This is a genomic window from Drouetiella sp. (assembly GCF_059504425.1).
In genome coordinates, this window is the sequence record NZ_JCACIN010000083.1 from 1 (window position 1) to 20,168 (window position 20,168).

The window sequence follows — 20,168 nt, forward strand, 5'->3', positions numbered from 1 at the left end:
TCCATTCGTTCGACTTGGCTTGTTAGTATACTAACTTCTGCCTCAACCTACTAGACAAAATCTGATTTATTCCCCGTCGCTTGCGATGTTCAAAAGGTAGATATTATGACAACCCATGTGTCTTATTTTCTTAAGGTAGTTACCAAATGGCTTGTTGCACTATTAGTCACTGCAATCATGCTCCTCAGCATGACGCAAACAGCAGTATTGGCGGAATCTGCTCCCACCGAAACAGTTGGCATACCGGGTATTACAAAACCGATCTCTGCTGAAAACGACAGCGAGACAAGAGAACAGCGCCGGGAATGGCAAAGCAAAGCATCAAACCTTAAGGGTAAGGCAAATGAGCCGGAAACCCTAGGCGAAAAATTAAACGTTGAAGAGATCACTGAAGGTTTTGATCCGGAAAGAGAAGCTGAGAAGCGTTCTAAGCCCACTCCCTGATATTCCTGTGTTAGATATCTTCAAGGCGATTGACCTCATCCCTGAGCTGAAGCCTATGCACTGCCGCTCAAATCGGCATAGATTGCACCAGTAATCATGCTCTAGTCCATCGGCAGCGGTGGGCTTTTACTGTCCCTATCTGTCCAATTGCACCCCATGAATGCGTCTAGGGGTCGCTGTCGGTAAACCAGTGAGATAGATGTTAGCAGGATGTTTTGAGGGCTAAGGCTGCGATCGCCGTCCTAGTTGCCATACACCACTTTTGAGCTTGTCATTCAGGGTACAACTCAGCACCGAAGTTATGATAATACGCGGTAAGCACTGTTAGATACAAGCATACTAAAGTCTAGAAATAAAAATTACCCGATAGGGTACTGTCTGTCGTGGGCATAGCAGAGTTAGAAATGGATGGATCGAGTCTTTGGGATAAAATCCACAACTTCCTTTCATTAAGGCCCTGAACATGAATCCATTCTTCACCAATGTATCGTCGTTTGAGCTACTGGTAAAGCCAATTATAACTTCCCCTAGCGCGCCGAACCGAACAATCATCCAGGGATATTTTCTGACAATTTCAAATGCCTCCTTGTTTGATGTCAAGCTTACGCTAGGTTTTAGCGCCACAGACCCTGGATTGTTATCTAGCCCCGTTGTTGCTTTCTGGGATGTCAATGGGACTAACCAGGAAATTATCCAGGTACCTTTTCGTAGCAGCTTTGATATTGAATTGCCTGCCAGTGATACTGGCTTATTCCTGTTACAACCTGATGTTCGTAATCCGGATGTTGTCAAAGCAAGAAATACAGAGATTCGGGGACGGGTTGTCGCTAGTATCAGAAGTGTGACACCGCCGAGCATCTTTCCAAATCCACCTGAGACTTTGGAACTCCTGTTTAGCCCAACCCAACGGGGAACATTTTTCCCACAAGGTAGTAATACACCACCTACCTTCGGCGATTATGACCAACTAGCATATAGCTTACCCACCAATTTTGAGGTGACCTTCAACACGAAAAACCTGAGAATTGTTCCTCCCATCACATCACCTGTTGAGCCTAGATTCATTGAAGCCATCCGCACGAATCCCTCGTTGCTGGCTACTATCAGTAACGACCCGCTTGCCCAGCAGCTGGCTAATATGGTCGATGTTGAAGAACAGCGACGAATGGTAGACATATTTCTGGAGCGTTTTGAGCGTCCGGCACTGCAAGAAAAACTTGCTGTTAATGGTGATAGCAAGATCGTCCATGATCAGCCTGTGGTCAACGCTTAGATGATTTGACGAGCCTAGTTGCGCCGCGAAGCAACTAGGCGTTCTGGCTTACGCTGAGGCAGTTGAAAGGTAACTGTCCAAGCAGCGATCGCCTTTCCGCAGTATGCCCAAAATCTGAGAAGCGATCGCGCCTCACGCAGTCATGCTCCAACCTGCTGGGAATGGTGGTTTTTTGTCGCGCAGACTCTCGAATGTATGAGTAATCCCCTAATCCTACATTCAAAGCTTACCGTTATCAACGGGCTTTTTCTGGCTTGATTTCGCTAATAATTCACAAGGCTTGTTTGCCTCTTCACCGATTTCTCTCTGATGCAAGTTTAAGTGCAGCGATCGATGAAGGAGGCATTCATTTGAGTACATGAAAAAAATTAGCGCGATCGTCTGGTCAATCTTTTCTATCAGTGCAGCATTGCAATTTCCAGCATTCAGCCTACCTTTGGTGCAACGCTCAGCTTTTGTGGATGAGCCAAACTGCTACATGCAAAATCAAGATGGCAGCCTGGTCAACTTGAATGGATTATGCAGTGGGAGGGCTGGCGCTGTTACTCAAGCATTGGAGCAATTGCCCAATGAGGTTAATGCTTTGGAAGTGCCGATCGCGGGAGATACCTGTTATGACTTTGCTACCAGGTGGGAAGCTCAATGGCATTACGTACGTAGTACCGCTCCGGTAGGTTTAGATGGCGATCGAGATGGCGAAGCCTGTGAAGGCTTGACAGATGAGATCCGAGAAGATGGGCAGAAGATAGGCACTAACACCTTTACAAACAGGTGGGGCTATGAGCTGTGGAGGGGAGATTTTGAGTCTGGTTACTATCTAAGGATCTTCTTCAATCAAGATATTCCAATTTTCTCAACTCGTGGCTTTGTTACTGGCGCTGAGGCGATCGACCATGCCAACTGCTATTACGGTGAAGCCTGTAGTTTGCCAAGGATTAGCGATCGGGACTTCAGGTAGGAATTAAGTCAATCTCAGTTTGTTCGACATTTGCTTAAAATGCTTCAAAAACGTTGGACTAGCTCGCTGGGCTAAGCGAACTGGCACAACAACGAGGTATCAAGGGTTTCAGCGTTTTTGAGTTTGAGTAGTTGCGTCCCGCGCAACTACTCATAACAATGGGCTTGGGATTCAAATGGTTGAATCGCCGTAGTCAGCGACATAGCTTTACCTGGGAGACATTCTGACGCTATCAAGTCCGGTCCCTCTCTCAAAGCCAAGTTACCTAGTCTCACTCAATCTGGTTTGGTAAAGGATCGAATGAAAAGGCTTGTGTAGGAAAACCGTAGGCAGGCTTCTGTGAAGGGGCGACTCTTAACATGCATGGCTGAATTCTTGTGGCACTCTTATGACTGAAAGGTGAGAGCAACAGGGAATACAAAGCAAGCCTAAACGTTGAAAGGAGTCTTCTCTACCCGATGGCTCGACCCCAGGTAGAATTTGTCACTCGTTTAGTAACCTATTGCAACTCAAACCCATACTGGGGACTAGAGTATCTGTAGGAGATTCTGTGACTAAAACAATTTCTCCCTGTTTGCCAACAATCCAGCCTTGGGCTTCGGTGATCCTGTTCACATCCTGATGAGGTCTTACAGCCTGCTGTACCCGGTTTTCAACACCTAGTGCATGTTCTGTTTGTCTAGAATGTTCTACATGCTCAAGGGTTGGCAATAATGTGATCCAGTGTTCAGTGGTTGCCTTTGAACCGAGAGATTCGATTGGGCTAGGAGATAACCCACCTCGTCCGGTGACGATGAACTGGCTTGGTGCCCTAGCAACAGTTCTTCCAGTTGCACAACCTTGGGCGACTAAGCGTGAGGCATCAATGATGTCCGCAGGTAATTCTACTGCGCCTTGACTGGGATCGAGGTTAGGCGTGTTGATTGTTACCTCTCCATCGAGCTGAGGCGAAACTTGCGAGAAGGCGGTGATGTCATTGCTCAGGCTATTACTAGGTTCCAGCGTAGTTAGCTCTGCTCGACTGGGAGCTGCCAATCCCAAAAAGGTTTGAGCAGTGATATGAATCCGACCGCCGCTGCCAGAGAAAGCATTAGCGGTAATATCATTGTTCCCTTGCGATCGAGCAATTAAGAACTGGGTTCCTAATGTGATGTTGCCGCCACTGCCGCCTGTCCCTTCGCTTCCGGCAGAAGTTGTGATCTGATTTTGCTGCCCTAGCAGAATGCGATCGCTTGCCTGGATGGAGAGCCGTCCACCGTTTGCAGAACCAGTGGTCGCAGCCGTAATTTGATTGCGTTGATTAAGATGGAGAGCAGCAACATCAAGGGAGACATTACCGCCACGACCGCCTCCGGTCGCAGCCGTAATTTGGCTATTTGAATCTAGTTGCAGCCTGTCTATATCCGTCAGATTAATATTGCCACCATTGCCTACTGCTGCTTGAGCACTAATCTCTCCTCGATTCAACTGCACCGTATCGGCTCCGTCAATGTGAATATTGCCACCTTGCCCTGAACTTGTTTGAGCCGTAATGCGGCTGTGATCGCCTACGCGAATCTGATCTGCCTGAATTTGCAGGTTTCCCGCATTGGTAGCCTGGACAGAAACTTCTGCGCCGTTGCCAAGATGCAGTTCGTCTGTGTGAATCGTCACTTTGCCGGCTGAGCCCGAACCTAAACTTTCGCTTGATAAAGCACTGGCGACGCGATCGGGTCGAGTTTGCCGAGGAATCCTAAAAACATTGCTGCCAGATAAGTCGATTGATGAGGCATTCACCGTTAGCTCGCCGCCGCGTCCAGTGCTACGCTGAATCGTTCCTGTAGTGACTCTACCGCCATTTTGCACGGTGAGTCGTCCTGTAGTGAGTGACAGAGCGCCACCATTCCCAGAAGCTCCAAAATCGACCTGGGCAAAAATGCCGCTAGAAGAGAAGCGATCGGCCGACCGGCGTCCGCCAATTTCCAAAGACTCAGCCGCATTAATCCTGATGCTCCCGGCATCTCCGCTGCTGAGAGCAGTTGCAGCAATCTGTCCGGCATCTCTCAACACTAATCGGCGAGTGTCGATATGCAGCGCTCCACCCCTTCCTGCCCCTTGAGATTGAGTGGAAATTAAGCTAAGGAGGCTCGTTTGTCCATTTTCGTTCCGGATCGCGGGGATTCCAGTCGGCGCAGTGCTATTGGGGCTTAAAGTCGCTGTGCCTCTGACCCGAATCAGGTCAGAGGCAGATACTCGAATTTGTCCAGCATTGCTTTGTCCGAAGGTGATCGAAAAAAGCTGAGCGCCGTTCTGCAATATCAACTGCCGCGTCGTGACATCAATACGTCCAGCATTTCCGTTGTTTTGAAAACTGCTGCGAGTACCGCTTGTAATACCGCTGGGTTGACTGCCGTGACTACCGATCGCCCGGATCGACTCTGTTGCATTAATCTGAATATTACCGCTATCGCCGCCGCCAGACGTAAAAGATGTAATCTGCGCTCCATTGCGAATCTCTAGATGTTGAGTTGCCACATCGATTGCCCCTGCATTTCCCCCATCTGCTCTACCCGATTGGCTGTCTGTGATCAGCCCAGTCAGGCGATCGCCAGGAGTGCTACTACCAAATAGCGCTACAGATTCAGCCGTATGGACAGTCAATCGTCCACCTGGGTTGGAGCCACTGATTTGAGTCGAAAGCTGAGAGCCGTCAGCGAGATACAGTCTGCGTCCCTGCACCTGAAGATCACCGCTGCCAGTGGCTCCGGTGGTTTGAACTGTGGAATGGTCTGCGATCCGGATATCGCCAAATCGATCGCCAGGGTAATTGAGCTTGATTCCAGATGGATTAAAAGAGAAGTTGGCGGTACCAAAGGCGGAGACACTGCCTAGCTCGATATGTCCATCTGGTGCAAGGAGTTGTCCATTGTTTAAGCGGATGTTGCCACCCACGATCGCTAAAGTTTGATTAGGTTTGACTTGTAGTCCGCCAAGCGGTTCTCTGTTGGCGTTGAGGCTTCCAGTTTGAATAGTAATTGAGCCTGAAGTCGCCCCAAATTGTAAGCCGATTGGAGCGCTGATGGTAAGAAGCGTAGCAGGTGGCGGCTGGGTGGCAAAGGTAATGCCGTTTCGGAACAGAACCCGATCGGCGGTGCTGGTGATAAAGGAGCCGTTTAGCTCCAGTACTGCATTTTCACCAAACTGGATACCCTTGGGGTTAATCAAAAATAGGTTGGCGTTTCCTCCGGGTTCAACGCCTAAGAGTCCGTCGATTGTAGAGCGGCTGTTGCCCGTAATTCGGGTAATGATATTGTCAATATTCTCTGGATTCTCAAAAAAAACTCGTTCGCCAGCTCTAACGTTGAAGGATGAAAACCCATGAAACAAATTTCTGCCGCGTGTAGCTCCGCCTTGAATTAACGTTCCACGTCTACCCGATAGTCCTAATTCTGCGTTCTCTCGAACTCGCGATCGCTCATTTCCCCAAGTTGCATCTGGCGCGATCTGAGCCAATGCTGATTGAACAATTAATGGCGGCAAAAGCAAAATGAAGATGGCGAGGAGTGATTGAGGGAAACGATGCATAAACTATTAAGCAAAGTGTAAGCACTTAAATACTGAATCTACAGCATGACCTGCATAACTCAATGAATTCACGGAATGAACCTTTCTTCTTCTGAAGGTTCATAGAAGCTTCGTATAAAATTTACGTAGTTTCTGAAGAAATCAGGTAGCATTTTTGACGTTTCCTACTTTAAAGTAGATATGTACTTACTTAAGTGTTAGTAACATGCTGTGCGCAAAAAATATTGATGTTTTGTGGTTCTTCTAATTCCTAAGTTGCATCAAAGACTCAATAACAGCCATTATCTGTCTGAATTGTTTAGAAAAGTACAATTCCTAGGAATTTTGGGTATAGGAGTTTCAACATGGCTATTTTCACTGTTAACAGCGCAACTGATTTTGACGATCGCGATATTAATAATGGCGTTACGACGCTGCGAGAGGCCATTAATGCAGCAAACAACATGGCTGGAGAAGACACGATTAATTTTAGTGTGGGATCTGCAACTCCGATTAAGCTGACGAGCGCATTACCGCTAATCAATAGCAACATCGCTTTCAATGGCAGCAGTGCGATGGGCAACGCCACAATTAGCGGCGAGAATCAGTTTCGTGTTTTTTTTGTGAATGCCGGTACGGTTAGCTTCTCGAATTTAGTGATCGTGAATGGCTATGCCAAAGGGGGAGACGGTGGCAATGGCTCTACGGGCGGCGGCGGCGGCGGTGGCAATGGCGGTGGATTATTTATCAACAGCGGCACTGTCACCGCTAACAATGTTGCCTTTTCAAGCAATCAGGCAATTGGAGGCAAGGGTGGCGATTTCAATGGTGTATATCAAGGAGGTGGAGGTGGAGGTGGATTAGCTGATGACGGGGATAACAACAATGAAAGGAACGGTGGTAAAGGTGGCGGATTTAAGGCTTTTCAAGAAAATCTCGGCGGAATAGGAGGATCAGGAGGATTTAGGTATGACAATCGTCAACTATCCAATGGTTTAGATGGTAACTTCGCTGGCGGCGGCGGCGGGGGTGGGGATCTTCCTTACAACTCTGGTTATGGTTTTGGTGGTAATGGTGGTGACTTTGCTGGCGGCGGCGGCGGCGGCGGCAATGGCGGATTTGGGGGTGGTGGCGGGGGTGGTAATGGCTTAAGCGGTGATTGGGGCGGTAAAGGAGGAAAAGCAGGCTCATCTAGTGGCGTTTTCTCTGAGCGCTCAGGAGCAGGTAGCCTATCGGAAGGTGGTCCTTTTAGTAGTGGTGGTGGTGGTGCTGGTCTAGGCGGTGCAATCTTTATCAATGCGTTGGGGTCGTTCACACTCATCAATAGCCGATTAACTCAAAATGTTGCTCGTGGAGGACAGGGAGGTAGCACTAGTGGCTTGGCTAGTTACAATTTAGCTAGGCTTAATACAAGTGGTGAAGCGGGAAAAGGCAAAGGTGGCGCGATCTACGTTAGAAGCGGCGGCACGCTAAAGATAGTTAAAGACACATATACTTTTAGCGGTAATGATGCTTCTGATAATGATGCCAACCTATTAGAACAAGATAACGAAAACATCTTCGGCTCTTACAGCTTAATCTCGGCTCAAGTTGTAAAACCGGAGTCAAATCAAACAGGTCAAACCGGAACTGGGCAGACTCAAACTGGACAGATCCAAACGGGTCAAACCGGAACTGGACAGACTCAAACAGGTCAAACTGGAACTGGGCAGACCGGGCAAGCTATTGTTCTTCCAACTAAAGGAAACGATCGCATCAGTGGCACTCTTGGAGCCGATCGCCTCCTCGGTTTAGGCGGCAACGACACCTTGACAGGGGGAGATGGCAATGATCTTCTGAATGGTGGTAAAGGTAAAGATACCCTTAGTGGCGGCAATGGCAAAGACAAGTTCGTCATTGGTCGTGGCTTAGGGCGTGACCTGATTCAAGACTTCAAAGATAAACAGGACAAGCTAGCGTTAGCGGGTGGACTGAAATTCAAAGACCTAAACATTCTTCAGCGTGGCAAAAGTACGCTAATTCGCGCAGACAGAGAAGAGCTAGCATTTCTCAACAACCTAAAGGCTAATTTGATTACAGCCGCAGACTTTACAAAAGCCTAGCGATTGCCTTAGCTCAAAGCAACGGCAAATGAATCTGTCTGTTTAAGAGCAGTTCCACACAAAGGAGACACGAAATATGGCTACGTTTGTTGTCAATAGCGTGGCTGATGTCAATGATGGCAACCTCAGTAACGGCATTACTACGCTCAGAGAGGCAATTGACGCTGCTAATCAGATGGTAGGCGGTGACACCATCAATTTCAACTTCGGCGGCGCAGCCCAAACGATTAAACTCACGAGTGCGCTGCCGATTATCAACAGCAATATTGAGGTCAAGGGAATCAGCAAAGAGATTTTAACAATCAGCGGTGAGAACCAGTATCGGGTATTTTTTGTCTATGCTGGCACGGTTAGGATTTCTGATTTGACGATCGCCAATGGATATGCGAAAGGGGGAGATGGCGGTAGCGGTGATTTAGGCGGCGGCGGCGGCGCAGGATTAGGCGGTGGACTGCTCATTCATGAAGGATCTGTTGCCCTAAAAGATATAATCTTCACGAGCAATCGGGCAATCGGCGGTCATGGTGGTGAGGGGAGGGGTTATGGCGGCGGCGGCGGCGGCGGCATGTATGGTAATGGCGGCAGCTCTAATGGCGGGGGCGGCGGCGGCGGCGGATTCACTGGCGATGGCAGCGATGGTGGAATTGGAGCAGCATCTTACTATGACAGAAAAGGTGGTAATGGCGGAACAGGTGGAGCCATAGGGAGTATAGGTAGTGGAGGAAAAGGCGGTAACTCAGTTGATGGCGCTCGTGATCCAATACCCACTTTGGGACTAGACGGCGGCTTTGGTGCAGGGGGCGGGGGCGGTGGATATGCTGATTTGACACCGAACGGTGGCTTTGGAGGCAGTAGCGAATTTGGCGGCGGCGGCGGCGGCGGCGGCGGAAACGCAGGTTTTGGTGGCGGTGGTGGTGCCGGTGATGGTGCTAGTGGAGAGTGGGGTGGTAGGGGTAGTAAATCAATTAGTTGGTCTACGGGTGCACTTGTGGGACGCACAGGTGCTGGTAGCATTAGTCGAGGTGGTCCTTTTGGTGGCGGCGGCGGCGGTGCTGGTTTAGGCGGTGCTGTCTTTGTAAATACTTCTGCCTTACTCAGCTTGGATCGAATTACCTTCAACAATAATTCAACCCAAGGTGGACAAGGCGGAATTGGAATTTCTGATACCTACGTTAATGGGGTATATCAAAACATTCCAACACCTGGAGAATCTGGCAAAGGCAAGGGCGGCGCGATCTACGTTAGAAGCGGTGGCACGTTAAAAATTGTCAAAGATGCATATACTTTTAGCGGCAATGATGCTTCTGATAATAATCCAGGTTTGTTAGAGCAAGATAACGAAAATATCTTCGGTTCTTACACTCTGATCGCTGCTCCCGCTGTAGTTAATCCCCCCCAAGGAGACAAGCCGCCTGCTGGCACTAGCGGGAATGTCACCCCACCCCAAGGAACTAATCCATCTACTGGCGGAAGTACAGTCGTTCAGCCCACCGAAAAAAGCGACTTTATCAGCGGCACTCCTGGAGCCGATCGCCTCACTGGTTTAGGCGGCAATGACATGTTGAGCGGCGGTGATGGCAATGATTTTCTCGATGGCGGTAAAGGCAAAGATACTTTAAGTGGCGGCAAAGGCAAAGACAAGTTCTTGCTCGGCCGGGGATTCGGGCGTGACTTAATTCAAGACTTTCAGGATAAGCAAGATAAACTCGTGCTAGCGGTCGGCTTGAAGTTCAAAGATTTAGGCATCTTTCAGCGTGGCAAAAATACGCTGATTCGTGCAGCGAATGAAGAGTTAGCGTTTCTCAAAAACATGAAAGCTGACTTGATCACAGGTGCAGACTTCACAAAAGCTTAGCGATCGCAACGACTCAAAGCGATCGACTTTCTCAAATCCAACACCTAGAAGAAACTCTAAAAAGGAACAAAGCGTACATGACTACCTTCGTTGTAAACAGTGTTAGTGATGTCAACGATGGTAATCTCAACAACGGTATTACTACGCTCAGAGAGGCGATCGATGCTGCCAATCAGATTGCCGGAGATGACAGCATCACATTCGATTTTGGTGGCACAGCCCAAACCATTAAGCTCACGAGTGCGCTGCCGATTATCAACAGCAATATTGACATTAAGGGAACCAGTAAAGACACCTTAACCATCAGTAGTGAGCACCAGTATCGGGTGTTCTTTGTTTATGCTGGCGCAGTCGGAATTTCTGGGTTGACGATCGCTAATGGTTATGCAAAAGGGGGAGATGGCGGCAGTGGCATAGGTGGTGGTGGCGGTACAGGGGCAGGGGGAGGGCTGTTTGTAAATAGTGGAAGTGTAGTGATCGACAGCGTGATTTTTTCTAGCAATCAAGCGATTGGCGGGAAAGGAGGAGACGCGCAGGCTTATTTCGGCGGTGGTGGTGGCGGTGGTTTTAGAGATAATGGCGGTGATAGTAGATCTGGGAGTGGTGGACAGGGCGGAGGCAGCGGACTTGAAAGTCTTTTAGGAGGCAGCAGCGGATCTGGCGGGCAAAGAGTCGCCGCTTATCCGGTTCCAGCAGGCTATGACTATGCTGTTACGAACGGTCAATCCGGAACCCTCGGTACTGGCGGCGGTGGGGGTGGCAACACTGAAGGATATTTATTAAGACCCGATTTTGCTAGTGCAGCAAAGCACGGATTAGGTGGTAACGGTGGCGATTTCAGCGGTGGCGGCGGTGGTGGCGGCAATGGTGGGTTCGGTGGCGGTGGTGGCGGCAGTAATGGCTCCGCAGGCGACTGGGGAGGTAAGGGGGGTAAAGCAGGTTCAAGCAGCGGGGTTTTTCTTGATCGAGCAGGGGCAGGTAGTCGAGCGGTAGGGGGACCAACAAGTGGCGGTGGCGGTGGCGCTGGTTTAGGGGGAGCAATTTTCATCAATAATTTTGGTTCTCTGACTCTTAGCAACGTTAAGTTTGAGGAGAACTCTGCCCGTGGTGGTCAAGGTGGTTATGGAGTTATTACCAACGTCTACCATGCACCGGGGACACCATTTGATGTTAGTGGCGAGGTGGGTAAAGGTAAGGGCGGAGCAATCTACGTTAGAAGTGGTGGCACGTTAAAGATTGTCAAAAACACATCTGTTTTCAGCAGTAATGATGCTTCTGATAATGATCCAAATCTGCTAGAACAAGACAACGAGAACATTTTTGGCTCTTACACGCTCATCGCAGCACCAACTATAGTCGCCCCACCCCAGGGAACTAATCTACCCGTTGGAACTGGCGAGAATACTACATCTCCTGGCGGGATCGCCTCGCCTCCTGGCGGAAGTGTAGTCGGCCGAATCACCGAGAAAAATGACTACATCAGTGGCACTCCTGGAGCCGATCGCCTCCTCGGATTAGGGGGTAACGATAGGATTATCGGTGGTGATGGCAATGATTTCCTCGATGGCGGCAAAGGCAAAGATACCTTGAGTGGCGGCAAAGGCAAAGATAAGTTTTTGCTTGGTCAGGGATTGGGGCGTGACTTGATCCAAGATTTTCAGGATAAGCAAGACAAGCTGGTGCTAGCTGGCAAACTCAAGTTCAAAGATCTCGATATTCTCCAGCGTGGAAAAGGTACACTGGTCAGCGCAGGCAAAGAGCAGCTCGCGTTTCTCAAAAACGTGGATGCTGACCTAATTACCGCAGCTGACTTTACACGCAGCTTGCAGTAACGGGTAGCGAATAATGTGACGCTTTGATACTTTATGGCATCCTCTGATCCGTTCGACGCAATCTTAGACCGCATTAAAGCAGGGCAACAGACCGAGGCAGACTTAGCAGCTCTGCAAGACTTAATGCGTCAAGGAGACGCTCAGAGCCTACGGGAATTAAGCAAACATATCAACATTGGGCAAGTTAGCGGCGGCGAGTTGCAGATCGGCGATCGCACCTACAACTACCGTGTCGAGTGGAGTGACGAAATCAAGCAGGCATTGATTGAAGCGATCCAAACGCAACTGCCTGCCTTGAAGCGCTTCGTTCGATGTAAGCCTCGTACAGCTATTTTTACCAGTCTAGGTGTGACCGCAGCGGTTGCCTTAATTCGCTTTGCCGGACTGCTGCAACATCTAGAACTTGCCGCCTATGATCACCTCCTGCAAACCCGATTGCAAACCGACCCTAATTCTCAAAGCTGGACAGACGATCGCCTCGTCATCATTGAAGTTACAGATGATGATAGGGCAGAACAAAAACTGCGGCATGAAGATTTAAGGGGAACCTCTCTCTCAAATGCTTCTTTGCTGCGGCTGTTGCAAATTCTCGACCAAGCAAAGCCTCTAGTAATTGGGCTTGACCTATACCGGGATGATCCTCTCAATCCGCAAGAAAGCGCTCTTGCCCAACGATTTCAGTCCCAATCCAACTTATTTACCGTTTGCAAAGTCGATGATCAGAATCTCAAAGTAGGAGAAGATCGGGGCGATCCGCCACCGGGTGTACCGGGCGATCGCATTGGCTTTAGTGATTTTATTGCAGATGCTGACGGAGTTTTGCGCCGTCAGCTTCTAGCCTTTCGAGAAAAGCCAAGCTTTCAAGCCAGTTCTAACTGTCAAGCCGAACTCGCCTTCAATCTTCGCTTAGCCACCTCCTATCTCCAGCAAAAGCAGCAGCTCTCCGTCCAGGCTACCTTCACGCCAGAAAATCACTGCACTGGTATCAGCAGCAGCAATGGAGTGACGCTTCCCAACCTTCAGTTTTATACGGGCGGCTACCAGGGGGATGATTCAATTGCAGGCTGTCAAATGCTCCTGAACTATCGCACTCATCCAACGAACAACCCGATCGCGCCCACCTACTCTCTAACCCAGATGCTACGAGGGCAAATTCCAGCTACTGCGCTCAAAGATCGGATTATTCTCATTGGCAGCATTAGCGGCGTCAGTGAAGACGTTTGGAGAACACCCTTCACGACAAATACACCTGGCGTTTACCTACAAGCTCAGATGATTAGCCAAATTCTGCATATCGCTTCAGGCAATGGGCGCTATGGCATTTGGGTACTGCCGCAGTGGGCAGAGCTACTGTGGATTTTAGCCTGGTCTTTTGTAGGAAGCGGTTTAGCCTGGGGATTGCGATCGCCCCAGCGGTTGCTGATTGCCATCGGCAGTGCCGCGCTAGTGCTGTACATTAGCAGTATTGTCCTGTTCTTGATGAATGGCTGGCTGCCACTGTTGCCTGCGGCGATTGTGCTTGTGGGCAGTGGCGGGGGCATGTGGGGGCTAACGCTGCGGCGGAATTTGGGCGGGCGCAATCTGCAAATGGAGCAGCCGTCTGGAGGGAAAGCTAATGAATCATAGAAAAACAGCCTGTCCTACGGTCTGGAGAAAACTGCGAAGCCGGATTTTGACCGTGGCACTTGCGCTGATCCTGGTCACTTCTCTCTGGTTACCCTTTCAGCCTGAAGCCGCCGCCAATCCCCTCACGGACATTATTGAACGGGTGCGAACCTTGATCGATCCTGGTTCTGGCAAAACTGCTCCTACTGGACGCAGCGGCGGCGGTGCAGGCAGAGGTCCACTCTGTCCAGCATTTCTGGGTGTTTCTGTAAAAGCGCTGATACCTACTCAAAGCAACACCTCATCAGATGCCGTGGCTGCAACCGAGTTTGTTTGGGGCAGAACGATCGAAGCGAACCCGATGCTATGGTTTTACATACCGTACGCAGCAGATAAGGTAAAAACTGCTAAATTTTCCCTACTCGACGATGCAAAACAGCTCATACCAAACTATCCTCTGATCCTGCCGCTCTCTGCAACACCAGGAATTGTTGCGGTGCGTTTTCCTGAACCACTAGCAGTCGGTAAGTCCTACAACTGGTATTTGTCGATCGTCTGTAGCGCTGAAAAACCCTCTCGGAATCCGGGTGTAAGGGGCTGGATTCAACGAGTTGAACCCAGCACAGAGTTGTCAGCATCACTTGCCCAAGTTGACAATAAACAAAAGTACCGAATCTACGCAGAGAATGGAATTTGGTACGATATGGTCGCAAGTTTAGTAACTGAACGTCAAAATGACCTGCTCGATCCGAATCTCCAAGAAGATTGGATAGCGCTGCTGGAATATTTGAACGCTGATGATTTGAAAGATGCCGCGATCGTCAACTGCTGTAAGCTGCCTTCGCCCTAAAGCCAATTTCCAATCAAAACATATGTCGCCCAGTAGCGAGGATGCTCATACTGCGGATTTTTGAGGAGAAATTGCTGCGCCTGCTGTAACGCTTCCGCTTTCGTCGTGTTTGGCTGCATCAGATGGTGATAAAGCTGGCGCGTAAACTCGACGCTAAAGGCATCATCTAGCGTCCATAAAGAAGCGATTGCACTACGCGCCCCCGCCCGATACGCCGCACCAGCAATTCCTAATGCCGCTAGTTCATCGCCAATCGCCGTTTCGCAAGCACTCAGCACCAGCAGTTCAATGGTATCTGCTCGGATCTGGCTGCGAATTCGGAACAGGGAATCTAGATCATTAATGGCGATATCACCATCTGAAGTCAGCAAAAAAGCAGCCTCCGGGTCGGAGCTGAACTGTCCGTGAGTTGCCAGATGAACGATCGGATAATTCGCACGATTAATCACCGTATTGAACCGCTCGCGAGTAAATGCCTGATCTTGAAGCGTAGTCGTTAAAATTCCAGTCGCAGCAATTTCATCTAACTCTTGCTTAACATTTTTGAGCTGAGAAAAATTCACCCCAAAATCTTCACCTTGAGCATCTTTACCCTGAGGAGGATTCGTCAACCCAACCGCCAAAACCTTCAGTTGCTTAGACTGCAAGGTTTGCGGATTCGGCAAGCTCAGATCAGGCGCTAGGGCAAGCGCATAATTCTCCATCAAGTATTGTTTACCGTCATAAAGTGCCGCCATCGGTACGCCTCGCAGCAAGCTGTCTAGCGAAAACACCAGCGTTTTAATGCCCTTTTGCTCTAGCACTGCTCTCGCAGGCTGCAAAATCCATTTGTAAAGCTGCAGTGCCTCTGTCTTTACGGCGGCAAACGTATATTCTTCTTCCAGATCAAGCTGGAGCTGTTGAATCGTTTGCCGCAGCTTAGCCGTAGGGACAAGCGTGCGATAGTAGCGGAGCTTGTTCTCTTGAGGCAATTTGTAAATCACTTCCAGACGATCTGGCAAAATCATCGGGTAGAAAAGCGCTGTAGTGGGAGCCTGCTGATCCAGTAAATCTTCTAGCTGTTTGGGTGTAGCATCCGCACAAGGTTCTTGCAGAAAGTTTTCCAGTTGAGTTACTTGTAAAGAAGTAATTACCTGACGCGCCTTCTCCAGATTCTTCTGGCTGGGTGTACCCGACTGAAGTAATAAGTCTATTAGCTCTCGATACAGCGGTTCCTCCGCCTGCTGCCGAAAACTGAGCTGAAAACTGATATTGCTCGTCACTACATCGCGCCGCAGCGATCGCAACGTCTGGATAGCAGTATCGTAAGCCTCTACCGCTTTAGTTTCTAGCCCCTGTGCCCGGAACAACCGTCCCATCTGCCACTGCCAGCGATACGCCCCTTCAGGCTGGTTGAGCATCTGGGATCTTTGCAGCGCTTGCGCGGTTAAATCCTGCGCAGTTTTCCACTGTCGATCGGTTTCATAAAGATACCCCAATGCGCCCAAGGCATAAGATTCAGCCAACGGGTCACCGAGACGATTTGCCTCAGCATTAGCTTGCGCTAAAATCTCACCTACATCCCGATCAGAAATTCTTAAATTGGGGACAGATTGCTTCAGCCGAATTAAGCTGTAGGCAAAGTTGATTCGAGCATCGATCGAGAAGCCCCCAGGTGACAGGTTTTCAAGCTGCGGCTGGATGCCGACAGATAAAGCTGTCGCCTCGTCCCACTGCTGGTTATCAATCAACAGGCTCAGTTGATTGAGTCGCGATTGAGTCCGCAGGTTGATCGAAACAGGAAACTGATCTACCTGTCGGTAAAATGCCAGTGCTGCTGCTGAGTCTTGCTGGGTTCGAGCCATGTTTCCTAAGCTGAGTTGGACAGAAGCAACCGTATCTGGTAGCTTCAATGCCTGTGCGATCGCCAAACTCTGTTGCAGCACCTGAGCAGAATCTTTTAAGCCACCTGCCACCCGCATCGCATCGCCCAAACTTTGGAGTCCTAACGCCTTCGTCAAATCATCTGGCTGCTGCCGGAGTATGTCCATCAGTGCCATTAACGTGCCAATTGCCCGCTGATAGCGTCCTTCGCTCTGCAAAGCCTGGGATTGATTGATGCGGCTCCGCAGCACGCCAGAAATATCCTTAAGCTGCTGGTACAGTTGCCCGGCTTGTTCCCAGGTTTGCCAAGCCTGCTCCGTCTGTCGGCGGGCAAATTGCAATTGTCCCTGAGTTTCCAAGACCTGAGCCAGGACAGATAAACGATTGGCGCTGTCTGCGGATTCACCCTGATTAAGCTGTCGCAAGCTATCGGCGATCGCTTGTTCTGCCGCATCCCACTGCCCTAGCCGCTGGTAAGTCAATGCAAGGTTGCCAGAAGCGATCGCCTGCCCCAATCGATTATTCTCTAACTCATACGCCTGAACCGCCCGAAGCAAAAGAGCAGCAGCTTCTGCAAACTGCCTTTCCTCAAAGCGATCTTTTCCCTGCTGCACAAGCATTTCCCCATTGAAAGATGGCGCTTGTGCCAGAATCGACACAGGGTAATTGGGCGGAGTAACTCGCTCCAACTGCTTCAGATATTCTCCCTCCTGAGCAGCCGATTCCATCCCAGCATTTCCCGTGAAGGGTTGAACAAGAGGACGACTAGAAGCGATTCGAGCGATTGCGGGAGATATTACGATGCATAGAACTACTGCCAAAACGGCAATCGCCAGAAATTGAATTAAAGATCGATGCGTGTGGTTCATCTCCCGTTGGGCAATATGCTGCGGCTACGGACATAGCTCATTCTACGGTTTGTCAGTGATATAACAGGTTAAATGCAGGATTTTTCAATGAAACCAGAATCCTGCAACCGAGCCAGACAATCAATGTACTGAGGCAGTGTAGTAGAGTGATGACCAATTCTCAGCAAGGCAGCAAATTCAATATCAATATCGGCAAGATATCGGGAGGCGAAATCCAGGTTGGTGACCGAACCTATTATGGGCATCAGATCTCACCCAAATCTGAGAACGCTGCTCCTACATCTAGCCCTGATCCAAAGCGAACTATCTTAGTCGTTGCTGCTAGCCCAGTTAATCAAGCAAAATTGCGTCTTGATCGAGAGGTGCGGGAAATTGATGAAGGATTACGTCTTGCCAAACATAGGGAGAAATTTGACTTGCAGCAACGCTGGGCAGTCCGTCCGAATGATTTGCGTCGAGCTTTGCTCGAAATTCAACCGCAAATCGTTCATTTTTGTGGACACGGAGAAGGGGAAGCGGGGTTACTACTAGAAGATGAGTTAGGGAAAGCCAAACTTGTCTCAACTGAAGCGATCGCTGGACTGTTTCAATTGTTTGCTGAAAGGGGATTAGAGTGCGTTGTCCTCAATGCCTGTTATTCAAAAGTTCAGGCTGAAGCGATTGCTCAACACATCAACTATGTAGTTGGAATGAGCGATGCCATAGCGGATAAAGCTGCAATTAGCTTTGCAGTTGGCTTTTATGATGCATTGGGAGCAGGATGGTCTTATACCGACGCTTATTCATTAGGGTGTAATGCGATCGCACTAGAAGGAATTGCCCAAAACTTGCTACCTGTCTTAAAGCAGAAAACTTAATAGATCGCAATTATGCACAGTTCTTAGAGTGTGACAGTTTTAGAAACAATGGATTCGATGCAAAAACGTTTGTTTATGCACCAAATTTCAAGTAACGAAAGATCAAGTGTTCTAGTGTTGCATAACCCTATTGCAGAACGTGATCCAATGGCAATGGGTTTACACCAATCACATCTTTCAAAGTTCTAGCTCATAGATTAGCGGGATCGTTCAGCCCACTAACTTCTGAAGGAAAGTTAGTGAGCTGAACGATCCCGCTAAACGAGCTTCCAGCTTAACTTTGAGTATTGTTCTGCTGAATGTGGCTAAAAATATCAACTTGCTAACTCATTAAGTTTTTGCGTAATAATAGTAAAACTTAGTCAAAAGCAAAAAGGGGCGTGATGCCGTTCCAAAAAGGAGAAAATCCCCACCATCCAGCCGCTGGATCAACCATTAAGGTGGAACCCATTTGAGATAAGAAGGCGATCGGTCGCATCAAAAAAGTGCTGGCAGATCATCCTCGTGATTTGTGTTTGTTCACGCTGGGCATCAACACCGCTTATCGAGCAAACGAACTGCTGTCAATTAAAGTCAAGCAGGTGCGATCTCAGCGAGTGGGGGATGTCTTGGAGTTGAAGCAGCGCAAAACGAACAAGTATCGTCCCGTGACACTCAATGGCACGGCAATTTTGGCAATTCAGAATTGGTTGGAAGACAGCCAGCTTCAGGATGAGGATAATCTATTCACTGGGCAGCGGGGTTGCTTGACCGTAACTACGGTCAGCATGATGGTGAAGGGCTGGTGCCAAGACGTAGGGTTGAAGGGAAATTATGGCAGCCATACCCTTCGTAAGACTTGAGGGTACTGGCAGCGAATGGAGCGAGGCACGGCTATTCCGCTTTTGATGGAGGCATTCGGCCATGCAACCCAGCGGCAAACGTTGGCGTATTTGGGAATTCAGTCCGATGAGATCGCCCAAATCTATGAGCTAGAACTCTGAGAGATGATTCGGCGTTAACCCATTGCCATTGGATCACGTTCTGCAATAGGTTTATGCAACGCCATAACACTTGATTGCTCGTTACTTGAAATTCGGTGCACAAACAAACGTTTTTGCAAGGACGTAAGCATTAACAGTTAGAGCCAACGGTTACATAGCTTCAAACGCAGCTAAAGGTGTCCATTAACCAGATGCACTGCTCCTATTTTCCTCAAGGCTATGTTAGGCTGCTGCCTTGAACCTTCACCAATCCTTATTCCCTCTGAGTTGAGCAATTACCTGTTTTAAGCATGGTCTAGCCCGAAGCTTTCGATTGAGTGGGGATTTAGTATAGTCTAAAATCTTACTGCCGAAATTGAAGGTTGAACGTATGATTTAGGCAAGGTTATTTGTTTCCTGACACGGCGTATGACGAACTCTGGACAGGGTAAGTACAGCATCAACATTGGGCAGATCACAGGCGGAGAAGTGCAGGTAGGCGATCGTACCTACGCCAATGCTTCACCTGCTAATCTGGCGCTCGCAGCAGGGGTAGAAGCTCGACAGCCTGCTCAACGGACTATTCTGGTGCTGGCTGCCAGCCCGGTTGACCGTAGTCATGAGCAGTTAGGTCGAGAGGTTCGGGAAATCGACGCTGGGCTGCGTTTAGGAAAACATCGCAACCTATTTCATCTGGAACAACGTTGGGCCGTCCGTCCTGAAGATCTGCGGCGATCGCTGCTGGAGATTCAGCCACAAATCCTCCACTTTTGTGGCGAAGCAGGAGAGACACAGGGGTTGGCGCTGGAGAATGCACTGGGACAAACTCAGTGGGCTGCCACAGATGCCCTTTCTGACTTGTTTAAGCTGTTTGCTAGTCGGGGTTTAGAGTGTGTCGTCCTGAACGCCTACCACTCAACTACTCAAGCGACTGCGATTGCGCAGCACGTTCGTTGGGTAATCGGCATGAGTGACGCCATCGAGCGCAGAGCTGCAATTCTGTTTGCGGTTGGCTTTTATGATGCGCTGGGGGCGGGCTGGTCTTATCAGGATGCCTATGAGCTAGGGTGTAATGCGATTGCGCTAGAGGGGATACCACAAGACCTGATCCCGGTTTTGCAGAAACGCGAATCCCAGCCCCCGTTATGATGCATG

Annotated in this window: 15 protein-coding genes; 12 read left to right on the forward strand and 3 right to left on the reverse strand. The window is 49.3% G+C overall.

Annotated features, from left to right (window positions below):
* Positions 1-105 precede the first annotated feature (105 nt).
* Both AC5JMP_RS19415 and AC5JMP_RS19420 read left to right on the forward strand, forming a co-directional pair.
* Entirely contained in the window at positions 106-444 is a 339-nt protein-coding gene (locus tag AC5JMP_RS19415) for a hypothetical protein (RefSeq protein ID WP_495853139.1), read from the forward strand.
* 463 nt (positions 445-907) lie between these two features.
* The gene (locus AC5JMP_RS19420; RefSeq protein ID WP_495853140.1) at positions 908-1,717 is read left to right on the forward strand and encodes a hypothetical protein; all 810 of its coding nucleotides are present in this window, start codon (positions 908-910) and stop codon (positions 1,715-1,717) included.
* A 34-nt stretch (positions 1,718-1,751) separates the two neighbouring features.
* Here AC5JMP_RS19420 and AC5JMP_RS19425 read toward each other — a convergent pair whose 3' ends face one another.
* Positions 1,752-1,940 carry a hypothetical protein gene (locus tag AC5JMP_RS19425; RefSeq protein ID WP_495853141.1) on the reverse strand — a complete coding sequence of 63 codons (189 nt, stop codon included), beginning with the start codon at positions 1,938-1,940 and terminating at the stop codon, positions 1,752-1,754.
* Positions 1,941-2,075: 135 nt separating this feature from the next.
* On the opposite strand from AC5JMP_RS19425, the gene AC5JMP_RS19430 reads away from it, so the two are divergent.
* The gene (locus AC5JMP_RS19430; RefSeq protein ID WP_495853142.1) at positions 2,076-2,675 is read left to right on the forward strand and encodes a hypothetical protein; all 600 of its coding nucleotides are present in this window, start codon (positions 2,076-2,078) and stop codon (positions 2,673-2,675) included.
* 483 nt (positions 2,676-3,158) lie between these two features.
* On the opposite strand, the gene AC5JMP_RS19435 is transcribed toward AC5JMP_RS19430, so the two are convergent.
* A complete protein-coding gene (locus AC5JMP_RS19435) occupies positions 3,159-6,239 on the reverse strand; it encodes a two-partner secretion domain-containing protein (protein ID WP_495853143.1) in 3,081 nt (1,026 codons plus the stop codon).
* Positions 6,240-6,583: 344 nt separating this feature from the next.
* Between AC5JMP_RS19435 and AC5JMP_RS19440 the strand changes: the two genes are divergently transcribed.
* The 5 genes from AC5JMP_RS19440 to AC5JMP_RS19460 all read left to right on the forward strand — a co-directional run bounded on the left by AC5JMP_RS19440 (position 6,584) and on the right by AC5JMP_RS19460 (position 14,462).
* On the forward strand, positions 6,584-8,320 hold the full coding sequence (locus tag AC5JMP_RS19440) for a hypothetical protein (protein ID WP_495853144.1): 1,737 nt from the start codon (positions 6,584-6,586) through the stop codon (positions 8,318-8,320).
* A gap of 76 nt (positions 8,321-8,396) precedes the next feature.
* Positions 8,397-10,175 (forward strand): CSLREA domain-containing protein, encoded by a 1,779-nt coding sequence (locus tag AC5JMP_RS19445; RefSeq protein WP_495853145.1) that lies wholly within the window; start codon positions 8,397-8,399, stop codon positions 10,173-10,175.
* Positions 10,176-10,252: 77 nt separating this feature from the next.
* The gene (locus AC5JMP_RS19450; RefSeq protein ID WP_495853146.1) at positions 10,253-12,007 is read left to right on the forward strand and encodes a hypothetical protein; all 1,755 of its coding nucleotides are present in this window, start codon (positions 10,253-10,255) and stop codon (positions 12,005-12,007) included.
* A gap of 33 nt (positions 12,008-12,040) precedes the next feature.
* Positions 12,041-13,633, forward strand: coding sequence for a CHASE2 domain-containing protein (locus AC5JMP_RS19455; RefSeq protein ID WP_495853147.1), 1,593 nt, complete (start codon positions 12,041-12,043; stop codon positions 13,631-13,633).
* Positions 13,623-14,462 (forward strand): DUF928 domain-containing protein, encoded by an 840-nt coding sequence (locus AC5JMP_RS19460; RefSeq protein ID WP_495853148.1) that lies wholly within the window; start codon positions 13,623-13,625, stop codon positions 14,460-14,462. The genes AC5JMP_RS19455 and AC5JMP_RS19460 overlap by 11 nt, the downstream gene beginning before the upstream one ends.
* Here the strand turns inward: AC5JMP_RS19460 and AC5JMP_RS19465 are convergent.
* Positions 14,459-17,194, reverse strand: coding sequence for a CHAT domain-containing protein (locus AC5JMP_RS19465; protein WP_495853149.1), 2,736 nt, complete (start codon positions 17,192-17,194; stop codon positions 14,459-14,461). The genes AC5JMP_RS19460 and AC5JMP_RS19465 overlap by 4 nt on opposite strands.
* A 101-nt stretch (positions 17,195-17,295) precedes the next feature.
* Here AC5JMP_RS19465 and AC5JMP_RS19470 point away from each other — a divergent pair, with 101 nt between their 5' ends.
* From AC5JMP_RS19470 to AC5JMP_RS19485, 4 genes are all read left to right on the forward strand, one after another.
* Positions 17,296-18,051: a CHAT domain-containing protein gene (locus AC5JMP_RS19470; RefSeq protein WP_495853156.1), complete on the forward strand. Its 756-nt coding sequence runs from the start codon at positions 17,296-17,298 to the stop codon at positions 18,049-18,051.
* A gap of 485 nt (positions 18,052-18,536) precedes the next feature.
* On the forward strand, positions 18,537-18,893 hold the full coding sequence (locus tag AC5JMP_RS19475; RefSeq protein ID WP_495853150.1) for a tyrosine-type recombinase/integrase: 357 nt from the start codon (positions 18,537-18,539) through the stop codon (positions 18,891-18,893).
* Between the two features lie 15 nt (positions 18,894-18,908).
* Positions 18,909-19,034 (forward strand): hypothetical protein, encoded by a 126-nt coding sequence (locus AC5JMP_RS19480; RefSeq protein ID WP_495853151.1) that lies wholly within the window; start codon positions 18,909-18,911, stop codon positions 19,032-19,034.
* Between the two features lie 408 nt (positions 19,035-19,442).
* Positions 19,443-20,162 (forward strand): CHAT domain-containing protein, encoded by a 720-nt coding sequence (locus AC5JMP_RS19485; RefSeq protein WP_495853152.1) that lies wholly within the window; start codon positions 19,443-19,445, stop codon positions 20,160-20,162.
* The last annotated feature ends 6 nt before the right edge of the window (positions 20,163-20,168 follow it).

Coding starts and splice junctions, on each gene's coding strand:
- AC5JMP_RS19415 (WP_495853139.1), top strand. CDS start 106: ATGACAACCCATGTGTCTTATTTTCTTAAGGTAGTTACCAAATGGCTT.
- AC5JMP_RS19420 (WP_495853140.1), top strand. CDS start 908: ATGAATCCATTCTTCACCAATGTATCGTCGTTTGAGCTACTGGTAAAG.
- AC5JMP_RS19430 (WP_495853142.1), top strand. CDS start 2,076: ATGAAAAAAATTAGCGCGATCGTCTGGTCAATCTTTTCTATCAGTGCA.
- AC5JMP_RS19435 (WP_495853143.1), bottom strand. CDS start 6,239: ATGCATCGTTTCCCTCAATCACTCCTCGCCATCTTCATTTTGCTTTTG.
- AC5JMP_RS19440 (WP_495853144.1), top strand. CDS start 6,584: ATGGCTATTTTCACTGTTAACAGCGCAACTGATTTTGACGATCGCGAT.
- AC5JMP_RS19445 (WP_495853145.1), top strand. CDS start 8,397: ATGGCTACGTTTGTTGTCAATAGCGTGGCTGATGTCAATGATGGCAAC.
- AC5JMP_RS19450 (WP_495853146.1), top strand. CDS start 10,253: ATGACTACCTTCGTTGTAAACAGTGTTAGTGATGTCAACGATGGTAAT.
- AC5JMP_RS19455 (WP_495853147.1), top strand. CDS start 12,041: ATGGCATCCTCTGATCCGTTCGACGCAATCTTAGACCGCATTAAAGCA.
- AC5JMP_RS19460 (WP_495853148.1), top strand. CDS start 13,623: ATGAATCATAGAAAAACAGCCTGTCCTACGGTCTGGAGAAAACTGCGA.
- AC5JMP_RS19465 (WP_495853149.1), bottom strand. CDS start 17,194: ATGAACCACACGCATCGATCTTTAATTCAATTTCTGGCGATTGCCGTT.
- AC5JMP_RS19480 (WP_495853151.1), top strand. CDS start 18,909: ATGGAGCGAGGCACGGCTATTCCGCTTTTGATGGAGGCATTCGGCCAT.
- AC5JMP_RS19485 (WP_495853152.1), top strand. CDS start 19,443: ATGACGAACTCTGGACAGGGTAAGTACAGCATCAACATTGGGCAGATC.